This is a genomic window from Janthinobacterium sp. GW460-12-1-14-LB5, from assembly GCF_059423585.1.
The window spans coordinates 13,042-27,817 of sequence record NZ_JBWKYD010000018.1; the positions used below are offsets into that span (position 1 = coordinate 13,042).

Genomic DNA, 14,776 nt, shown 5'->3' on the forward strand with positions numbered 1-14,776 from the left:
ATTTACTTTACTTTGTTAAGGCCAACATGATTCCAGTTCGCCTGATCGCGACGGGCAAGGCCGTGCCGTCGCTGAGCGTGACGTCCGCCAGCCTGGACCTGACTTTGGGCCACCCGGCCGGCTATACCCTGCGCAAGAGCGGCGTGCTGTCGCGCTTTGTCGCCGCGCCCGATGAATCGCAAAGCCAGCTGGGCGCCGCCGCCCTGCTCGACGCGCTGAAGAACGCCAGCCTGCGTCCGGCCGACATCGATTTGCTGATTTGCGCCAACGGCGTGCCCGAGCAAGCGTTGCCGAACACGGCCTGCTTCGTGGCCGAACACGCGGGATTGCCGCCAGGCACGCAAAGCTTCGACGTCAACGCCAGCTGCCTCAGCTTCATGGCCGCTTTCCGCGTGGCCGCCTCGATGCTGGCCGGCGGCGCCTACCGGCGCATCGCCATCGTCTCGTCCGACCTCGCCTCGCGCGGGGTCGACTGGAGCGAGCCGGAAGCGTCGATGATCTTCGGCGACGGCGCCGCCGCCGTCATCGTCGAGCGGGGCGACGGCAGCGCCGGCATCCGCGCCTACAAGATGGGCACGTATCCGGAAGGGCGCCGCTACTGCGAAATCCGCGGCGGCGGCACCGAGCGCAACCCGCGCAACGGCTGCGAACCGGGCGATTACCTGTTCCGCATGGATGGCAAGGCCGTGTTCCGCCTGGCCGTCAAGGTGATGCCGGATTTCCTCGCGGAACTAATGGCCGAATCGGGCGCGGGACTGGAAAAAGTCGACGTGGTCGTGCCGCACCAGGCCAGCCCGCTGGGGCTCGCGCATGCGGCGCGCATCCTTGACGTTCCCGATGCTAAAATCATCAAGATCTTTGAAACGCATGGCAACCAGGTGGCCGCGTCCCTGCCCACCGCCCTGCACGAGGCGGTGATGACGGGGCGGGCCGTGGCAGGCCAGCGTTTGCTGATGATGGGCACGGCTGCGGGCCTGACCATCGGCGGCATGATTCTTGACCTGTGAAGGTGGTGCGATGAGGCGGATACTGGTCACGGGAGCGACGGGCGGCTTGGGGCGCAATGCCGTGCGCACCCTGCTGGCGCAGGGCGTGGAAGTGCGCGCCACGGGCCGCAATGCCGCCGTGGGCCGCGAACTGGAACGCATGGGCGCGCAATTCGTCGCGCTTGACCTGGCGCAAGCCACCCCGCGCCAGGTCGATGAGCTGGTGCGCGGCATGGACACCGTCTGGCACTGCGCCGCGCTGTCCTCGCCGTGGGGCGCGGAGCGCGACTTCATCGCCGCCAACGTCACGGCCACGGGCCAGTTGCTGCGCGCGGCCGCCAGCCTGCACGTGGCGCGCTTCGTGCACATCTCCACCCCGGCCATCTATTTCGACTACCGCAACCGCTACGAGGTGCCGGAAACCTTCCGCCCCGACGCCTTCGTCAACGCGTACGCGCGTTCCAAGGCGATGGCGGAAAGGCTGGTGCAGGATTGCGTCGACCGCCACCGCGGCATGACGTGCGTGATCCTGCGCCCGCGCGCCATCTTCGGCCCGTACGACCAGGTCTTGATTCCGCGCCTGGCGCGCGTGCTGCAGCAGCGCGGCGGCAAGCTGCCGCTGCCCAACGGCGGCGCGGCCACCATCGACGTCACCTATGTGGATAACGTCGTGCATGCGATGTGGCTGGCCACCGTGCACAAGACCATCGCTTCCGGCGCCGCCTTCAACATCACGAATGGCGAACCGGCGCGCCTGTGCGACATCTTGCGCACTTTGTTCTGCGAGCACCTGCAGCAGCCGTTCGAAATCGTCAGCGTGCCGTACCGCGTGCTGGCGGTGGTTGCGCGCCTGATGCAGTTCGCCTCGCGCTTTACGCGGCGCGAACCGTCGCTCACGCCCTACAGCATCGGCGCGCTCAGTTTCGACATGACGCTCGACGGCGCCAAGGCGCGCAAGGTGCTCGGCTATCGTCCCGTCGTCAGCCTGCAGGACGGCATCGCCCGCACGGCGCAATGGATGCGCCAGGAAGCGGCGGCGCACAAGGTGGGCAAGGAGCGCAATGGCTAGCATCACCGCGTTTCGCGTCGGCCACTGCACCCATCCGTCCTGCATGGTTCTGAAAGGCAGCGGGCTGGCCAGCCGCTGCTTCCCCTCGCGCGCCTACCTGATCGAAACGCGCGCGGGCCTGTACCTGTGGGACACGGGGTATGCCGAACACTTCCGCGCCGCCACGTCGAAAGGCGTGTACCGCATGTACGCGTGGGTCACGCCCATCTCGTTCGACGAGAATGAGTCGCTGCACGGCCAGCTGCGCGCGCATGGCGTATCGCCCGGCGACATCCACACCTTGCTGCTGTCGCACTTCCACGCCGACCATATCGCCGGCCTGCGCGACTTTCCCGGCGCGCGGCTGATGGCCTCGAAAACGGGCTGGGACGCCGTGCGTGGACTGTCCGGCGTGGCCGCCGTGCGCCAGGCCTTCGTGCCCGAGCTGCTGCCGAACGATATTGCCGACCGCCTCGATTTCGTCGAAAGCGTGCCCGAGACGGCCTTGCCGGCGGCCCTGCTGCCGTTTACGCACGGGCGCGACGTCAGCGGCACGGGCGAAATCTACATCGTCGACCTGCCCGGCCACGCCATCGGCCACCTGGGCGCCTTCGTGCTGCAGGACGGCGGCTGGACCTTGCTGGCGTCCGACGCGGCGTGGGTGCCGGAAAGCTTCCAGCAACTGCGCGGACCATCGGAACTGTCGTTCCTCATCCAGCACAAGCGCGCGCCATACTATGAAACGCTGAACCGCCTGCACCAGCTGCACCGGTCGGGCAATGCGCAGATCCGCATCACGCATGAAGACACCAACGATTATTTGCCAGTGGCGGGCCGCCCGTGAAACGTATTGTCTGGCTGTTGCTGTCGTACTGGCGCACGCGCCGCCTGCATTTTGCTGACCGCGCGCAGCTGGACGCCTACCAGCGCAAGCAACTGGCGCGCTTCACCGAGGTGCTGTGCGCGCGCAGCAGCTACTTTGCGCCGTTCCGCGATCTGCCCCTGGCGCAGTGGCCGACCATGAACAAGGCGCTGATGCTCGAACATTTCGACGCCATGAACACCGAAGGGGTGACTTTGGCGCAGGCGATGGACGCGGCCATGGCGGCTGAACATAGCCGCGACTTCACGCCGGCCGTGGGCGACATCACCGTGGGCCTGTCGTCGGGCACCTCGTCGCGGCGCGCCGTATTTACCGTCAGCCCCAGCGAAAAGGCGCAATGGGCGGGCGTGATGCTGGCCAAGGCGCTGCCCGACGGCCTGTTTTCCGGCGAAAAAGTGGCCCTGTTCCTGCGCGCGAACAGCAATCTGTACACGGCCGTGCGCTCGCCGTGGCTGACGTTTGCCTTCTACGACCTGTTCGCACCGTTCGACAGCCTGTGCGCGCAGCTTGCGCAATATCAACCCACCGTCATCGTCGCGCCGGCCCAGGTGCTGCGCCAGCTGGCGCTGCGCGTCATCGACGGCAGCCTGGCGCTGGCGCCGAAAAAAGTCATCTCGGTGGCCGAAGTGCTCGAAGCGCAGGACCGCGCCCTGATCGCGCACGCGTTCGGCGCCGTGCATGAAATCTACCAGGCCACGGAAGGTTTCCTTGCCAGCAGCTGCGAACACGGCGTGCTGCATTTGAACGAAGAATATGTGCACGTCGAGCCGCAATGGCTCGACGCTGAAGAACGTCGTTTTGTGCCCGTGATTACCGACTTCACGCGCATCACGCAGCCCATCGTGCGCTACCGCCTGGACGACATCCTGATCGCGCGCGCCACGCCATGCCCGTGCGGCCGCGCCACGCGCGCCATCGACGGCATCGAAGGGCGCTGCGACGACATGCTGCTGCTTCCCTCTGCACGCGGCGGCGCCCCCATCGCCGTGTTTGCCGACGTCTTGACGCGCGCGTTCGCGCAAGCCTTGCCGGCCGACGCCGACTACCGCCTGCTGCAGTCGGGCGATGCTGCCCTGCAGCTGCATGCGGCCCTCGACGACGCGGGCCTGGCCGCCCTGCGCGAACACCTGGCGGCGGTGCTGCGCGGCCTGGGCGTGGCCGTCGACGCCCTGGCCTGGACGACGGGCAGCGAACTGCCTCCCTTTGACCCCACCATGAAACGGCGCCGCATCCGGCGCCTTGCGACCGCATGAACCCTTCTTCCATGACCGTACGCGGCCGCCTGCTGCATCTGCTGGCCGGCTGGGGCAGCGTCGGCCTCGTGTATTTTTCCAGCGATGTGCTGCAAGGGCAGGGCGCGCTGCTGCCGGAAACGGCCATCGACCGCGCCATTCCCTACACGGACGCCGCCATCTGGCTGTATCTGTCGTTTTTCATCCTGATCCCCTACGCCTACCTGGCGGCCGATGCGGCCCGCGTACGCTGGCTGGCGCGCGCCATGGCGCTTTCCGCGCTGGCCTGCGGCGTGGTCTTCCTGCTGTATCCGACCACGCTCGCGTATCCGCCCGTGGGTGACGGTCATGCCTGGAGCACGCAGGCGCTGCGCCTGCTGCAGGCGGCGGATTCCGCGCAAAACTGCCTGCCCTCGCTGCATGGCGCCCTGACCTTGCTGTGCGTGTGGGCCTTGTGCGACAAACGCCATCTGCTGCGTTCCGCGCTGGCGCTGGTGCTGGGAGTGGCCATCTGCTACGCCATCATCGCGCTGCGCCGGCACGTGAGCATCGACCTGGCCGCGGGCCTGGCCGTGGGCGTGGCGGGCGGCATGTTGGCGAAAATGCAGGTATTCTGGACGGCTCGCCGCGCCATTTCCACTGAAACCGCATCATGATGAACCCCTTTGCCCTCTCTTTCCTTGTCATGCTGGCCTTCGTGCTGGCCGAACTGCTGATCCTCAAATGGGTGCGCAAGACGCCCGTGCCGTGGAAGGACGTCATCTTCAACCTCAATTCCGGCCATATATTGATGTGGGTGTTCCGCGGCGTGGAAGTGGCGGCGTTCGCCCTGCTGCTGCGCCATGTGAACCTGCACATCGTCGACCGGTGGCCCGTGGCGGCGCAGTGGGTGTTCGCCTTTTTTGCCTGGGACCTGTGCTTTTACTGGATGCACCGGCTGCACCATAAAATCCCGCTGCTGTGGGCCGTGCACGTGGTGCACCACCAGGGCGAGCATTTCAACCTGTCGCTGGGCGTGCGCAATTCCTGGTATTCATCGCTGACGAATTTCCCCTTCATCGCCATCCTGGCCGTGCTGGGCGTACCGCTGGAAATCTTCCTCGTCGTCTCGTCGCTGCATTACACGGTGCAGTTGTATAACCACAATGCGCTGGTGAACAAGTCCGGCATTCTGGATAGCTTCATGGTCACGCCCTCGCACCACCGCGTGCACCATGGCACGGATAAACGCTACATCAACCGCAATTTCGGCGGCACCTTGTTGATCTGGGACAAACTCTTCGGCAGCTTCCAGCCGGAACTCGATGGCGTGGAAATGCGCTATGGCGTGAAGGGCATGACACAAACCCACAATCCGCTCCTGGCCAGCAACAGCAAGTTGTTCAAGTGGCTGCGCGCGCGCTTTCCCCACTGGCAGTCGCGCGGCACTTTCGAAGTGCCCGAGCTGTTCATCGGCATCGGCGGGGTGATCCTGTTTGGCCTCGTGATTTATTACGTCAACCACGAAGCGGCGCTGGCCGGCGCGCAGCAAGCCATCCTGTTCGCACTGATCTTTGGCGGCACCCTGGCGCTGGGCGGCTTGTCGGACGCGCGGCGCTGGGGCGCCATCGCCTGGGTCGCCATCGCGCTGGCCATGCCTGCCCTGTATCTGGGCTGGTATGGCCCGCGCGATGCGTGGGGCATGGTGTTCCTGGCCGCGCTGCTGGCGCATGGCCTCGACGGCGCGCGCCGCCTGTGGTGGCCGGCTACGGCGGGGACGCGCGCGTGACGCCGCCGGTACCTTCCCTGCCGCCGCTGCGCTTCCAGCCCGCCCGCGATTCCGCCTTCCGCCGCGAACTGCGCGCGCGCGCCGACGCCTACCTGGCGGCCGAAGGAAAACACCGCTTCGGCGACTGGCGCCTGCATGCGAAAAGCGTCTTTCTGACCGCGTTGACGGCGGGGCTGTACGCGCTGGCGCTGCACGCCGGCAGCACCTGGCCGTTTGTCGCCAGCTATGTCGCCTGCCTGATGGCGGCCATGGCGCTGGCCATGAATACCCTGCACGACGCGGCCCACAGCGCCGTCTTCCGCCAGGGACGCCTGAATCGCATCCTGATCCGCCTGGTGGGCGTGCCCGTGGGCGTGGACACGGATTTCTGGACCATCCGCCACGTGCATTTCCATCACACGTATGCGAACGTGGAAGGCTATGACCTCGACACGGAACCGAATCCGTTTTTGCGCCAGACGCCGTTCCAACGCTGGGCGCCCCAGTACCGCTATCAATACCTGTACTGGCCCGTGGTGGCGGCCCTTTCGCTGCCTTACCTGAACTGGTATGGCGACTGGCTGGACCGCTTCGGCAAGACGCCCGTGGCCGCGCACAGCCGCTTGCAGGGCTGGCGCGGCTGGCTGTCCTTCCTGGGCTGGAAGCTGGGCCACGTGGCGCTGGTGCTGGCGCTGCCCATGTGGGTGCTGCAGCAGCACGGCATCGGCTGGGGCGTGGTGCTGGGCGCGTATTTCCTGGGCCAGATGCTCGCCTCGTGCGTGCTGGTGGCGCTGATCCTCGGCACGCACTGGGCCGAAGTGGAATTCTTTCAGCCGGGAGAGGACGGCACCCTGCCGCACGACTGGTACCAGCACACGTTTTACACGGCCTGCGACTGGACGCCGAAACCGCGCGCGCTGCGCTGGCTCAGCTACTGGCTCGGCGGCCTGAATCTGCACCTGACGCACCATTTGTTCCCCACCTGGAGCCACCGCCACTACCCGGCGCTGGCGCGCATCCTGGCCGAACTGGCGCCGCGCCACGGCCTCGTGTACCGCGAACTCGGTTACGGCCAGTTGCACGCCTCGCAGCAAGCCTTCCTGCGCGCCATGGGCCAGCCGCCCGCCCAGTCCTGACGAATCGCGCTTGACTGTTTTTCCGTTTCGTCTTACATTTCTGTAACGACAGAAATAAGAGAAAATCATGGAATTGAGTCCGACGACGCAGAAATACATTCTCCACTGGGGGGAGATGGGCACCCGCTGGGGCGTCAACCGCACGGTGGCGCAGATCCACGCGCTGCTGTTCCTGGCCAATGCACCGCTGACGGCGGAAGACATCGCGGCCAGCCTGAACGTGGCCCGCTCGAACGTCAGCAACAGCCTGAAGGAATTGCAAAGCTGGGGCCTGGCGCGCATCACGCACGTGATGGGGGACCGGCGCGACCACTTCGTCGCCCTGCAGGATGTGTGGGAAATCTTCAGGGTCATCATGGAAGAGCGCAAGCGGCGCGAGATCGACCCCACGCTGACGGTGCTGCGCGAATGCGCGATCGAGGGCGAACAGGATGCGGCGATACCGCCGGAAACGCTGGCGCGCATGGGCGAAGTGCTGGCCTTCCTGGAAATGCTCAGCTCCACCTACAGCGACTATAAAAACCTGCCGCCGGCCACCCTGCAGCGCATGCTGTCGATGGGCGGCAAGGTGGCCAAGTTCCTCAGTCCGGAAGACAAGCCGGGCAAGCCGGGAAAAGCATGAACGGCCCCTCGGAAGGAGAATTGTTCAAGAAGGTGATGGGAGAGCGCTGGCTGACTCTGCACCCGGATATCCGCCGCCGCTTCGAGAAAAATCCCGCGCCCGGCCAGCCCCTGTACTACCGGGGCGAGCTCAGTGAACTCACGAGTTCGCGCCTGGGCAAGGTGCTGGGCTGGCTGACGCGCCCCTTCATCGACGGCGCCTTGATTCCGTACGACGATCACGACTTCCCCGTCGATATCGAAGTGTATTCGCGCCCCGGCTGCCCCTTCATCTTCAAGCAGCGCACCTACCGCCTGCACGGGCGCGCGCCGATCCGCTTCACGTCCTACATGGCCGAAAGCGAAAAAGGCGAAGTGCTCGAATACGTGGGCATGGGACTGGGCATGAAGCTCGTCCTGCACGTCGAGGATGGCAATCTGCACTTCACCAGCGACGGCTATTTTTGGGACCTGTTCGGCTGGCGCATGCCGCTGCCCGGCGTGCTCACGCCCGGCAAGACCTATCTGTGCCACCGCAACGACACGCCGCAGCAGTTCAACATCCGCATCGAGATCCGCCACGCGCTGTTCGGCACCACGTTTACCCAGGCCGGCGTGTTCCGCGAATCCGCCGCGCCGGAAATTCACAAGGAGACACCATGAATACGCATCTGCTGGCCCTGCAACTGATGGCGGCGCAAGGCTGCCTGGGCGCCTTCGACACCATCTACCACCATGAAATCACGGAAGCGCTGCCGCAAAAGGCGTCGGCGCGCCTGGAACTGACCATCCACGCCACCCGCGCGCTGATCTACAGCCTGCTGTTCGTGGGCCTGGCCGCCTGGGAGTGGCATGGCGCCTGGGCCTGGGTGCTGGTGATCGTGTTTGGCGTGGAAATCGTGCTGACCCTGTGGGATTTTGTTGTGGAAGATCAAACCCGCCTCTTGCCCGCCACGGAGCGGGTCACGCACACGGTGCTGGCGATCAATGCGGGCGCCTTCATCGCGCTGCTGGCCCTGAACAGCAGCGAGTGGGCCAGCTTGCCGACGGCCCTCGTGTGGCAGCCGTATGGCTGGCTCAGCGTCTTCCTCGTCCTGTGCGGCGTGGGCGTGGGCTTGTCCGGTCTGCGCGACGCGTATGCCGTATGGCAGCTGGGACGGCGCAAGGTGCAGGAGACGGCAGAGCAAGAGGAGCACCTGCGTTTTGCCGCCGCGCCGCAGTCCGTGCTGGTGACGGGCGCCACGGGTTTTATCGGCCAGCAGCTGGTTAGCGCCTTGCTGGCCGACGGCCATGCGGTGACGGTGCTGACGCGCCAGCCCAAGCAGGCCGCGTGGACCTTCGACGGCCAGGTGCGCTGCATCCGGTCGTTCGGCGAATTATCGGATGCGCAGCGCATCGACATGGTGGTCAACCTGGCCGGCGCGCGCATCGTCGGCAAGCGCTGGACGGACGCGCGCAAGGCGGCCTTGCGCCGCAGCCGCGTGGCGCTGACGCAAGAACTGGTGGCGTGGATCGCCCGCGCGCAGCACAAGCCGAGGGTGCTGCTGTCGGCGTCGGCCATCGGCTATTACGGCGTGCAGCCGCAGGGCGACGCCACGGAATTGACGGAGGAGAGCGCGCCGCAAGCCATCTTCATGTCGCAGCTGTGCCAGGAGTGGGAAGCGGCGGCGCGCCAGGCGGAACGCTATGGCGTGCAGGTGGGCTGCATGCGCTTCGGCCTCGTCTTCGGCCACCAGGGTTCTCTGCCGCAGATGCTGCTGCCGATACGCTTCGGCGTGGGCGGCCCGCTGGGCAGCGGCAGGCAGTGGGTCACGTGGGTGCACGTGCGCGACGTGATCCGTGCCATCGCCCATGTGGCGCGCCGCAGCGAAGAGGGTGCCGTGAATGGCGCGTATAACTTCTGCGCGCCGGAAGCGATCAAACAGCGCCGCTTCGCCCAGGTGGCGGGCAAAGTGCTGCACCGGCCATCCTTCATGCCGACGCCGGCCTTCGTCATGCGCGCCTTGCTGGGCGAGCAGGCCGACTTGCTGGTGGAAGGCCAGCGGGTCGCCCCGCGCCGGCTGTTAGCCGACGGTTTTGTCTTCCGCTATCCGCAGCTGGAAGGTGCGCTGCGCAGTTTATAAGTTGGCGTAAGATGGGGGCCTTGGAGGAACCGAACCATGCCCCGCTTCAGCCATACGATAGACAGCCATGTTTACCAGTTCGCCAGCCTGAAGGAACTGCTGGCGAAAGCCACGCCGCCCCGTTCGGGCGACGTGCTGGCCGGCGTGGCGGCATCGAGCGCGCGCGAGCGGGTGGCGGCGCAACTGGCGCTGGCCGAGGTGCCGTTGTTGACATTCCTCAATGAAGCGCTGGTGCCGTATGAAGACGATGAAGTCACGCGCCTGATCGTCGATACCCACGCGCGCGCCGCGTTCGCGCCCATTTCCCATCTGTGCGTGGGCGATTTCCGCGACTGGCTGCTCGATGACGCGACGGATACGGCCACGCTGGCACGCGTCGCCGCCGGCATCACGCCGGAAATGGCGGCCGCCGTCTCAAAAATCATGCGCCTGCAGGACCTGGTGCTGGTGGCCCGCAAGTGCCGTGTCGTCACGGCTTTCCGCAATACCCTGGGCCTGGAAGGGCGCCTGTCCACGCGCTTGCAGCCGAATCATCCGACCGATGACGCCACGGGGATTGCCGCGTCGATGCTCGATGGCTTGATGCTGGGCAGCGGCGACGCCGTGATCGGCATCAATCCCGCCACCGACAACGTGGCGCAGGTGGTGTCGCTGCTGCACCTGCTCGACGCCGTCATAGCTCAATATCAGATTCCCACCCAGTCCTGCGTGCTGACGCACATCACCAACACGCTCGAAGCGATCCGCCGCGGCGCGCCCGTCGACCTGGTGTTCCAGTCGGTGGCGGGCACGCAGGCAGCCAACCGCAGCTTCGGCATCGACCTGGCGCTACTGGCCGAGGGCCGGGCGGCGGCCCTGTCGCTGGGGCGCGGCACGGTGGGCAGCAACGTCATGTATTTCGAGACGGGCCAGGGCAGCGCCCTGTCGGCCGGCGCCCACCACGGCATGGACCAGCAGACGTGCGAGGCGCGCGCGTATGCGGTGGCGCGCGCGTATCAACCGCTGCTGGTCAATTCCGTGGTGGGTTTCATCGGCCCGGAATACCTGTACGACGGCAAGCAGATCATGCGCGCGGGGCTGGAAGACCATTTCTGCGCCAAGCTGCTGGGACTGCCCATGGGCTGCGACGTGTGCTACACCAACCATGCGGAAGCGGACCAGGACGACATGGACGCCTTGCTGACCATGCTGGGCGTGGCCGGCTGCAATTTCATCATGGGCGTGCCGGGCGCGGACGACATCATGCTGGGCTACCAGAGCACCTCGTTCCACGACGCCCTGTATGCGCGCCGCGTGCTGGGCCTGCGTCCCGCGCCGGAATTCGACGCCTGGCTGGCGCGCATGCGGATCACGGATGCGCAGGGGAACCTGAACACGGCGCTGGCGCCCGCCTTCCAGGCGGCCTTGCTGCGCCTGGACGCCTAGGGGGTATGCATGGACGAAAACCATCTGTGGCAGGCGCTGCGCGCGCATACGGCGGCGCGCATCGCGCTGGGACGCAGCGGCGTGAGCGTGCCGACCCGCGCGCAGCTGGCGTTCCAGCTGGCCCACGCGCAGGCGCGCGATGCCGTGCACCTGGCGCTTGATGGCGAGGCCCTGGCGCGCGTCCTGGCCGCGCAAGGGCAAGACTGCATGCAACTGCACAGCGCCGCCGCCACGCGCGCCGACTATCTGCAACGCCCCGACCTGGGCCGCCGCCTCGACGACGTTTCACGGGCGCGACTGGCTGCTGGTGCTATGGGCGTGGACCTGGCGCTGGTGGCGGCCGATGGCCTGTCGGCGCTGGCGATACAACGCCACGCGGCGCCGTTCCTGGCCGCTTTGCGCGCACGGCTGGCGCCGGAAGCGTGGACGCTGTCGCCGCTGCACATCGTGGCGCAGGGGCGGGTGGCCATCGGCGACGAGGTGGGGGAATTGATAAAAGCGCGGGCCGTGCTGGTGCTGATCGGCGAGCGGCCGGGCCTCAGTTCCCCGGACAGCCTGGGCCTGTACCTGACGTGGGCGCCGAAAGCAGGCTTGCTGGACGAGCGCCGCAACTGCATCTCGAACGTGCGCCCGGAAGGCCTGGCATATGCGCCAGCCGCCTACCGGCTGCATTATTTGCTGTCGCAGGCATTTACCAGGCAGTTGTCGGGCGTGGACTTGAAGGATGAAACGGTGGCAGAGGGCGCGGCCCTGGCGGGCGCGCGCAACTTCCTGCTGGCGTGATCAGACTTCGCGGATTTCGTCGAGCGGCCAGCGCGGGCGCACGTTGAACGAGTAATCGTGCTTGGCGGCGGCCGGGTTGATCTGCAGGCGCATGGCGCCGGCAAAGGCGATCATGGCGCCGTTATCGGTGCAGAATTCCAGCTCCGGGTAATACACCTTGAAACGCTTCTTGGCGGCCGCCGCGTTGAGCGAGGCGCGCAGCTGCGCGTTGGCGCCCACGCCGCCGGCGATCACCAGGCGCTTCAAGCCCGTGTGCTTGAGGGCCGCCACGCATTTGGCCGTCAGCACGTCGACGATGGCGTCGACGAAGCCGCGCGCGATGTTCGCCTTGTCCTGTTCGCAGATATTGGCGATGACTTTTTCTTCATGGTTCTTGACCACCGTCAGTACGGCCGTCTTCAAACCGGAGAAACTGAAATTGAAATCCTTCGAATGCAGCATGGGGCGCGGCAGTTTATACGCCAGCGGGTCGCCGAATTCGGCCAGGCGCGAGATGGCGGGGCCGCCCGGATAGCCAAGGCCCAGCAGCTTGGCCGACTTGTCGAACGCTTCGCCGGCCGCATCGTCGAGGGTTTCGCCCAGCATCGTGTACTGGCCCACGCCATCGACGCGCATCAGCTGGGTGTGGCCGCCCGACACCAGCAGCGCGATGAACGGGAATTCCGGCGGCTCCGACGCCAGCAGCGGCGACAGCAAATGCCCTTCCAGGTGGTGGATGCCCAGCACCGGTTTGTTGATGGCCAGGCCCAGGCTGCAGGCAACCGAGGAACCCACCAGCAGCGCGCCGGCGAGGCCCGGCCCTTGCGTGTAGGCGATGGCGTCGATTTCGGACAGACCGATGCCGGCCTTGGTCAAGGTTTCATCGAGCAGCGGGATGGCGCGGCGGATATGGTCGCGCGACGCCAGTTCCGGCACTACGCCGCCATACTGCTCGTGCATGGCTACTTGCGAGTAGAGGGCGTGCGACAGCAGGCCGCGTTGCGTGTCGTACAAGGCCAGGCCGGTTTCGTCACAGGAGGATTCGACGCCAAGAACAATCATGAAGGTACTGAATAGGGAGGAGTAATCCGCCATTGTAAAGGAAAGCCGGGCAGTCCACCGTGCGGCCGGCGCACCATTTCGGCGGCAGTGTGCACTTGCGCAGTGCGGCGCGGGCCGGTTTTGCCCGCGATTCCGGCTGCTTTGCGCTTGTGCCGGCACTGGCACCGCTCTTGCTTAGTCAAGCGTGTGCCTTTCTCGAGGGAGCTAGCAATGCCGGAACAATGGAAAATGATTTGCCGCCTGAAGGACATGCCGCTGGCGGGCGCGCGCATGGTGCAGCGGGGCCTGGCCTGGCAGGATTTGCCCGGCGTGGCGCTGTTTCGCGCCCTGGATGACACGGTGTATGCGCTGCTCGACACGGTGCCTTGCCTGGGCGGCCCGCTGGCGCACGGGGTGCTGATGGAGAAAAACCTGATGGGGCCGAAGAACAGCTGGATCATCGAGCTCGATTCGGGCCGCCTAGTGGCGCCCGTGCAGGGCATGGCGCGCACGTACGCCGTGCGCATCCTGGACGGGCGCATCTATCTGGACTTCAACGAGCTCAATATCCCGGCCAGCAAGGCGGAGCAGGCGCTGGCCGGTTCGTTCGCCGTGCTGCCGCATGTGCAGATGGCAGTGTGAGAAAAAAAACGGCGCACAGGGCGCCGTTTTTCGTATCCGCGAGAGGCTTATGCAGGGCGGCTTAACAAGTGCGCATGCGCGTCGCGCAGCATGGTGGCCGTCGTATCCCAGTCGATGCAGCCGTCCGTGACGGAGCAGCCGTAGGTCAGTTGCGACAGGTCTTGCGGGATCTTCTGGTTGCCGCCGACGATGTTCGATTCGATCATCACGCCCACCAGCGAGCGGTTGCCCTGGCGGATCTGGTTGACCACGTCGCCCATCACCAGCGGTTGCAGTTCCGGTTTTTTATAGCTGTTCGCATGCGAGCAGTCGACCACCAGGTTGGCCGGCAGCTTGGCCTTGGCCAACGCCTGTTCGGCGATGGCGATCGAGACCGAATCGTAGTTCGGACGGCCGTCGCCGCCGCGCAGCACCACGTGGCCGTAGGCGTTGCCGCGCGTGCGCACGATGGCGACGTTGCCTTCGGCGTTAATGCCGAGGAATGAGTGCGGGTGCGCCGACGACAGGATCGCGTTGACGGCGATGCTGATGTCGCCATCGGTGCCGTTCTTGAAGCCGACCGGTGTCGACAGGCCCGACGACATTTCGCGGTGCGTCTGCGATTCCGTCGTGCGCGCGCCGATGGCGGTCCAGGCGATCAGATCGCCCAGGTATTGCGGCGAGATGGGGTCCAGCGCTTCGGTGGCGGTGGGCAAGCCCAGTTCGCACACGTCGAGCAGGAACTGGCGCGCCTTTTCCATGCCTTCGTTGACCTTGAACGAATCGTCCATGTACGGGTCGTTGATATAGCCCTTCCAGCCCGTGGTGGTACGCGGTTTTTCGAAATACACGCGCATCACCAGCAGCATCGTGTCCTTGACTTCCTCTTGCAGCGCTTTCAGGCGGCGCGCGTAATCGAGGCCGGCGACCGGGTCGTGGATCGAGCAAGGGCCGACGACGACGAACAGGCGCTGGTCCTTGCGGTCGATGATGTTGCGCAGCGCTTCGCGGCCGCGGCTGACGGTGTCGAACGCGCTCTCCGACAGCGGCAGCCTGGCGTGCAGTTCGGCTGGCGTCGGCATGGGTGCGAAGGAGGTGACGTTGATATTTTCGATGTCTGGCGTATTCATGATTCTGGCTCGGCTTTCGCTATTGCGTTCTTTAAGAGGCAA

The 14,776-nt window shown here is 66.0% G+C and carries 15 protein-coding genes; 13 read left to right on the forward strand and 2 right to left on the reverse strand.

Annotated elements, in window-relative coordinates:
- The first annotated feature begins 26 nt into the window (after nucleotides 1-26).
- The 12 genes from AC07X6_RS18825 to eutC all read left to right on the forward strand — a co-directional run bounded on the left by AC07X6_RS18825 (nucleotide 27) and on the right by eutC (nucleotide 11,963).
- On the forward strand, nucleotides 27-1,007 hold the full coding sequence (locus AC07X6_RS18825) for a 3-oxoacyl-[acyl-carrier-protein] synthase III C-terminal domain-containing protein (protein WP_494791992.1): 981 nt from the start codon (nucleotides 27-29) through the stop codon (nucleotides 1,005-1,007).
- Nucleotides 1,008-1,017: 10 nt separating this feature from the next.
- Nucleotides 1,018-2,055 carry an NAD-dependent epimerase/dehydratase family protein gene (locus tag AC07X6_RS18830; protein ID WP_494791993.1) on the forward strand — a complete coding sequence of 346 codons (1,038 nt, stop codon included), beginning with the start codon at nucleotides 1,018-1,020 and terminating at the stop codon, nucleotides 2,053-2,055.
- Nucleotides 2,048-2,878 (forward strand): MBL fold metallo-hydrolase, encoded by an 831-nt coding sequence (locus AC07X6_RS18835; RefSeq protein WP_494791994.1) that lies wholly within the window; start codon nucleotides 2,048-2,050, stop codon nucleotides 2,876-2,878. Before AC07X6_RS18830 ends, AC07X6_RS18835 begins: the two co-directional genes overlap by 8 nt.
- Complete coding sequence (locus AC07X6_RS18840; RefSeq protein WP_494791995.1) at nucleotides 2,875-4,170, forward strand: F390 synthetase-related protein; 1,296 nt, start codon at nucleotides 2,875-2,877, stop codon at nucleotides 4,168-4,170. The genes AC07X6_RS18835 and AC07X6_RS18840 overlap by 4 nt, the downstream gene beginning before the upstream one ends.
- Nucleotides 4,167-4,805 carry a phosphatase PAP2 family protein gene (locus AC07X6_RS18845; protein WP_494791996.1) on the forward strand — a complete coding sequence of 213 codons (639 nt, stop codon included), beginning with the start codon at nucleotides 4,167-4,169 and terminating at the stop codon, nucleotides 4,803-4,805. Before AC07X6_RS18840 ends, AC07X6_RS18845 begins: the two co-directional genes overlap by 4 nt.
- Nucleotides 4,802-5,917 carry a sterol desaturase family protein gene (locus AC07X6_RS18850; RefSeq protein WP_494791997.1) on the forward strand — a complete coding sequence of 372 codons (1,116 nt, stop codon included), beginning with the start codon at nucleotides 4,802-4,804 and terminating at the stop codon, nucleotides 5,915-5,917. Before AC07X6_RS18845 ends, AC07X6_RS18850 begins: the two co-directional genes overlap by 4 nt.
- On the forward strand, nucleotides 5,914-7,032 hold the full coding sequence (locus AC07X6_RS18855) for a fatty acid desaturase family protein (protein WP_494791998.1): 1,119 nt from the start codon (nucleotides 5,914-5,916) through the stop codon (nucleotides 7,030-7,032). Before AC07X6_RS18850 ends, AC07X6_RS18855 begins: the two co-directional genes overlap by 4 nt.
- Before the next feature lie 67 nt (nucleotides 7,033-7,099).
- Nucleotides 7,100-7,654, forward strand: a complete 555-nt coding sequence (locus AC07X6_RS18860; RefSeq protein WP_230539927.1) for a GbsR/MarR family transcriptional regulator — start codon at nucleotides 7,100-7,102, stop codon at nucleotides 7,652-7,654.
- On the forward strand, nucleotides 7,651-8,295 hold the full coding sequence (locus AC07X6_RS18865; protein WP_494791999.1) for a DUF4166 domain-containing protein: 645 nt from the start codon (nucleotides 7,651-7,653) through the stop codon (nucleotides 8,293-8,295). Before AC07X6_RS18860 ends, AC07X6_RS18865 begins: the two co-directional genes overlap by 4 nt.
- The gene (locus AC07X6_RS18870) at nucleotides 8,292-9,755 is read left to right on the forward strand and encodes a TIGR01777 family oxidoreductase (RefSeq protein WP_494792000.1); all 1,464 of its coding nucleotides are present in this window, start codon (nucleotides 8,292-8,294) and stop codon (nucleotides 9,753-9,755) included. The genes AC07X6_RS18865 and AC07X6_RS18870 overlap by 4 nt, the downstream gene beginning before the upstream one ends.
- Before the next feature lie 36 nt (nucleotides 9,756-9,791).
- Nucleotides 9,792-11,180 (forward strand): ethanolamine ammonia-lyase subunit EutB, encoded by a 1,389-nt coding sequence (locus tag AC07X6_RS18875; RefSeq protein ID WP_494792001.1) that lies wholly within the window; start codon nucleotides 9,792-9,794, stop codon nucleotides 11,178-11,180.
- 9 nt (nucleotides 11,181-11,189) lie between these two features.
- A complete protein-coding gene (eutC, locus tag AC07X6_RS18880; protein WP_494792002.1) occupies nucleotides 11,190-11,963 on the forward strand; it encodes an ethanolamine ammonia-lyase subunit EutC in 774 nt (257 codons plus the stop codon).
- Here the strand turns inward: eutC and tsaD are convergent, their stop codons facing one another.
- Complete coding sequence (gene tsaD / locus AC07X6_RS18885; protein ID WP_494792003.1) at nucleotides 11,964-13,004, reverse strand: tRNA (adenosine(37)-N6)-threonylcarbamoyltransferase complex transferase subunit TsaD; 1,041 nt, start codon at nucleotides 13,002-13,004, stop codon at nucleotides 11,964-11,966.
- 210 nt (nucleotides 13,005-13,214) lie between these two features.
- On the opposite strand from tsaD, the gene AC07X6_RS18890 reads away from it, so the two are divergent.
- Complete coding sequence (locus tag AC07X6_RS18890; RefSeq protein WP_494792004.1) at nucleotides 13,215-13,625, forward strand: nitrite reductase (NAD(P)H) small subunit; 411 nt, start codon at nucleotides 13,215-13,217, stop codon at nucleotides 13,623-13,625.
- Between the two features lie 47 nt (nucleotides 13,626-13,672).
- Here the strand turns inward: AC07X6_RS18890 and AC07X6_RS18895 are convergent, their stop codons facing one another.
- Entirely contained in the window at nucleotides 13,673-14,734 is a 1,062-nt protein-coding gene (locus tag AC07X6_RS18895; RefSeq protein ID WP_494792005.1) for a 3-deoxy-7-phosphoheptulonate synthase, read from the reverse strand.
- Nucleotides 14,735-14,776 lie beyond the last annotated feature (42 nt).

Excerpts from the sequence above, each read along its gene's own strand:
- AC07X6_RS18850 (WP_494791997.1), top strand. The coding sequence starts at position 4,802 with ATGATGAACCCCTTTGCCCTCTCTTTCCTTGTCATGCTGGCCTTCGTG.
- AC07X6_RS18865 (WP_494791999.1), top strand. The coding sequence starts at position 7,651 with ATGAACGGCCCCTCGGAAGGAGAATTGTTCAAGAAGGTGATGGGAGAG.
- AC07X6_RS18875 (WP_494792001.1), top strand. The coding sequence starts at position 9,792 with ATGCCCCGCTTCAGCCATACGATAGACAGCCATGTTTACCAGTTCGCC.
- eutC (WP_494792002.1), top strand. The coding sequence starts at position 11,190 with ATGGACGAAAACCATCTGTGGCAGGCGCTGCGCGCGCATACGGCGGCG.
- AC07X6_RS18825 (WP_494791992.1), top strand. The coding sequence starts at position 27 with ATGATTCCAGTTCGCCTGATCGCGACGGGCAAGGCCGTGCCGTCGCTG.
- AC07X6_RS18890 (WP_494792004.1), top strand. The coding sequence starts at position 13,215 with ATGCCGGAACAATGGAAAATGATTTGCCGCCTGAAGGACATGCCGCTG.
- AC07X6_RS18845 (WP_494791996.1), top strand. The coding sequence starts at position 4,167 with ATGAACCCTTCTTCCATGACCGTACGCGGCCGCCTGCTGCATCTGCTG.
- tsaD (WP_494792003.1), bottom strand. The coding sequence starts at position 13,004 with ATGATTGTTCTTGGCGTCGAATCCTCCTGTGACGAAACCGGCCTGGCC.
- AC07X6_RS18895 (WP_494792005.1), bottom strand. The coding sequence starts at position 14,734 with ATGAATACGCCAGACATCGAAAATATCAACGTCACCTCCTTCGCACCC.
- AC07X6_RS18860 (WP_230539927.1), top strand. The coding sequence starts at position 7,100 with ATGGAATTGAGTCCGACGACGCAGAAATACATTCTCCACTGGGGGGAG.
- AC07X6_RS18835 (WP_494791994.1), top strand. The coding sequence starts at position 2,048 with ATGGCTAGCATCACCGCGTTTCGCGTCGGCCACTGCACCCATCCGTCC.
- AC07X6_RS18830 (WP_494791993.1), top strand. The coding sequence starts at position 1,018 with ATGAGGCGGATACTGGTCACGGGAGCGACGGGCGGCTTGGGGCGCAAT.
- AC07X6_RS18870 (WP_494792000.1), top strand. The coding sequence starts at position 8,292 with ATGAATACGCATCTGCTGGCCCTGCAACTGATGGCGGCGCAAGGCTGC.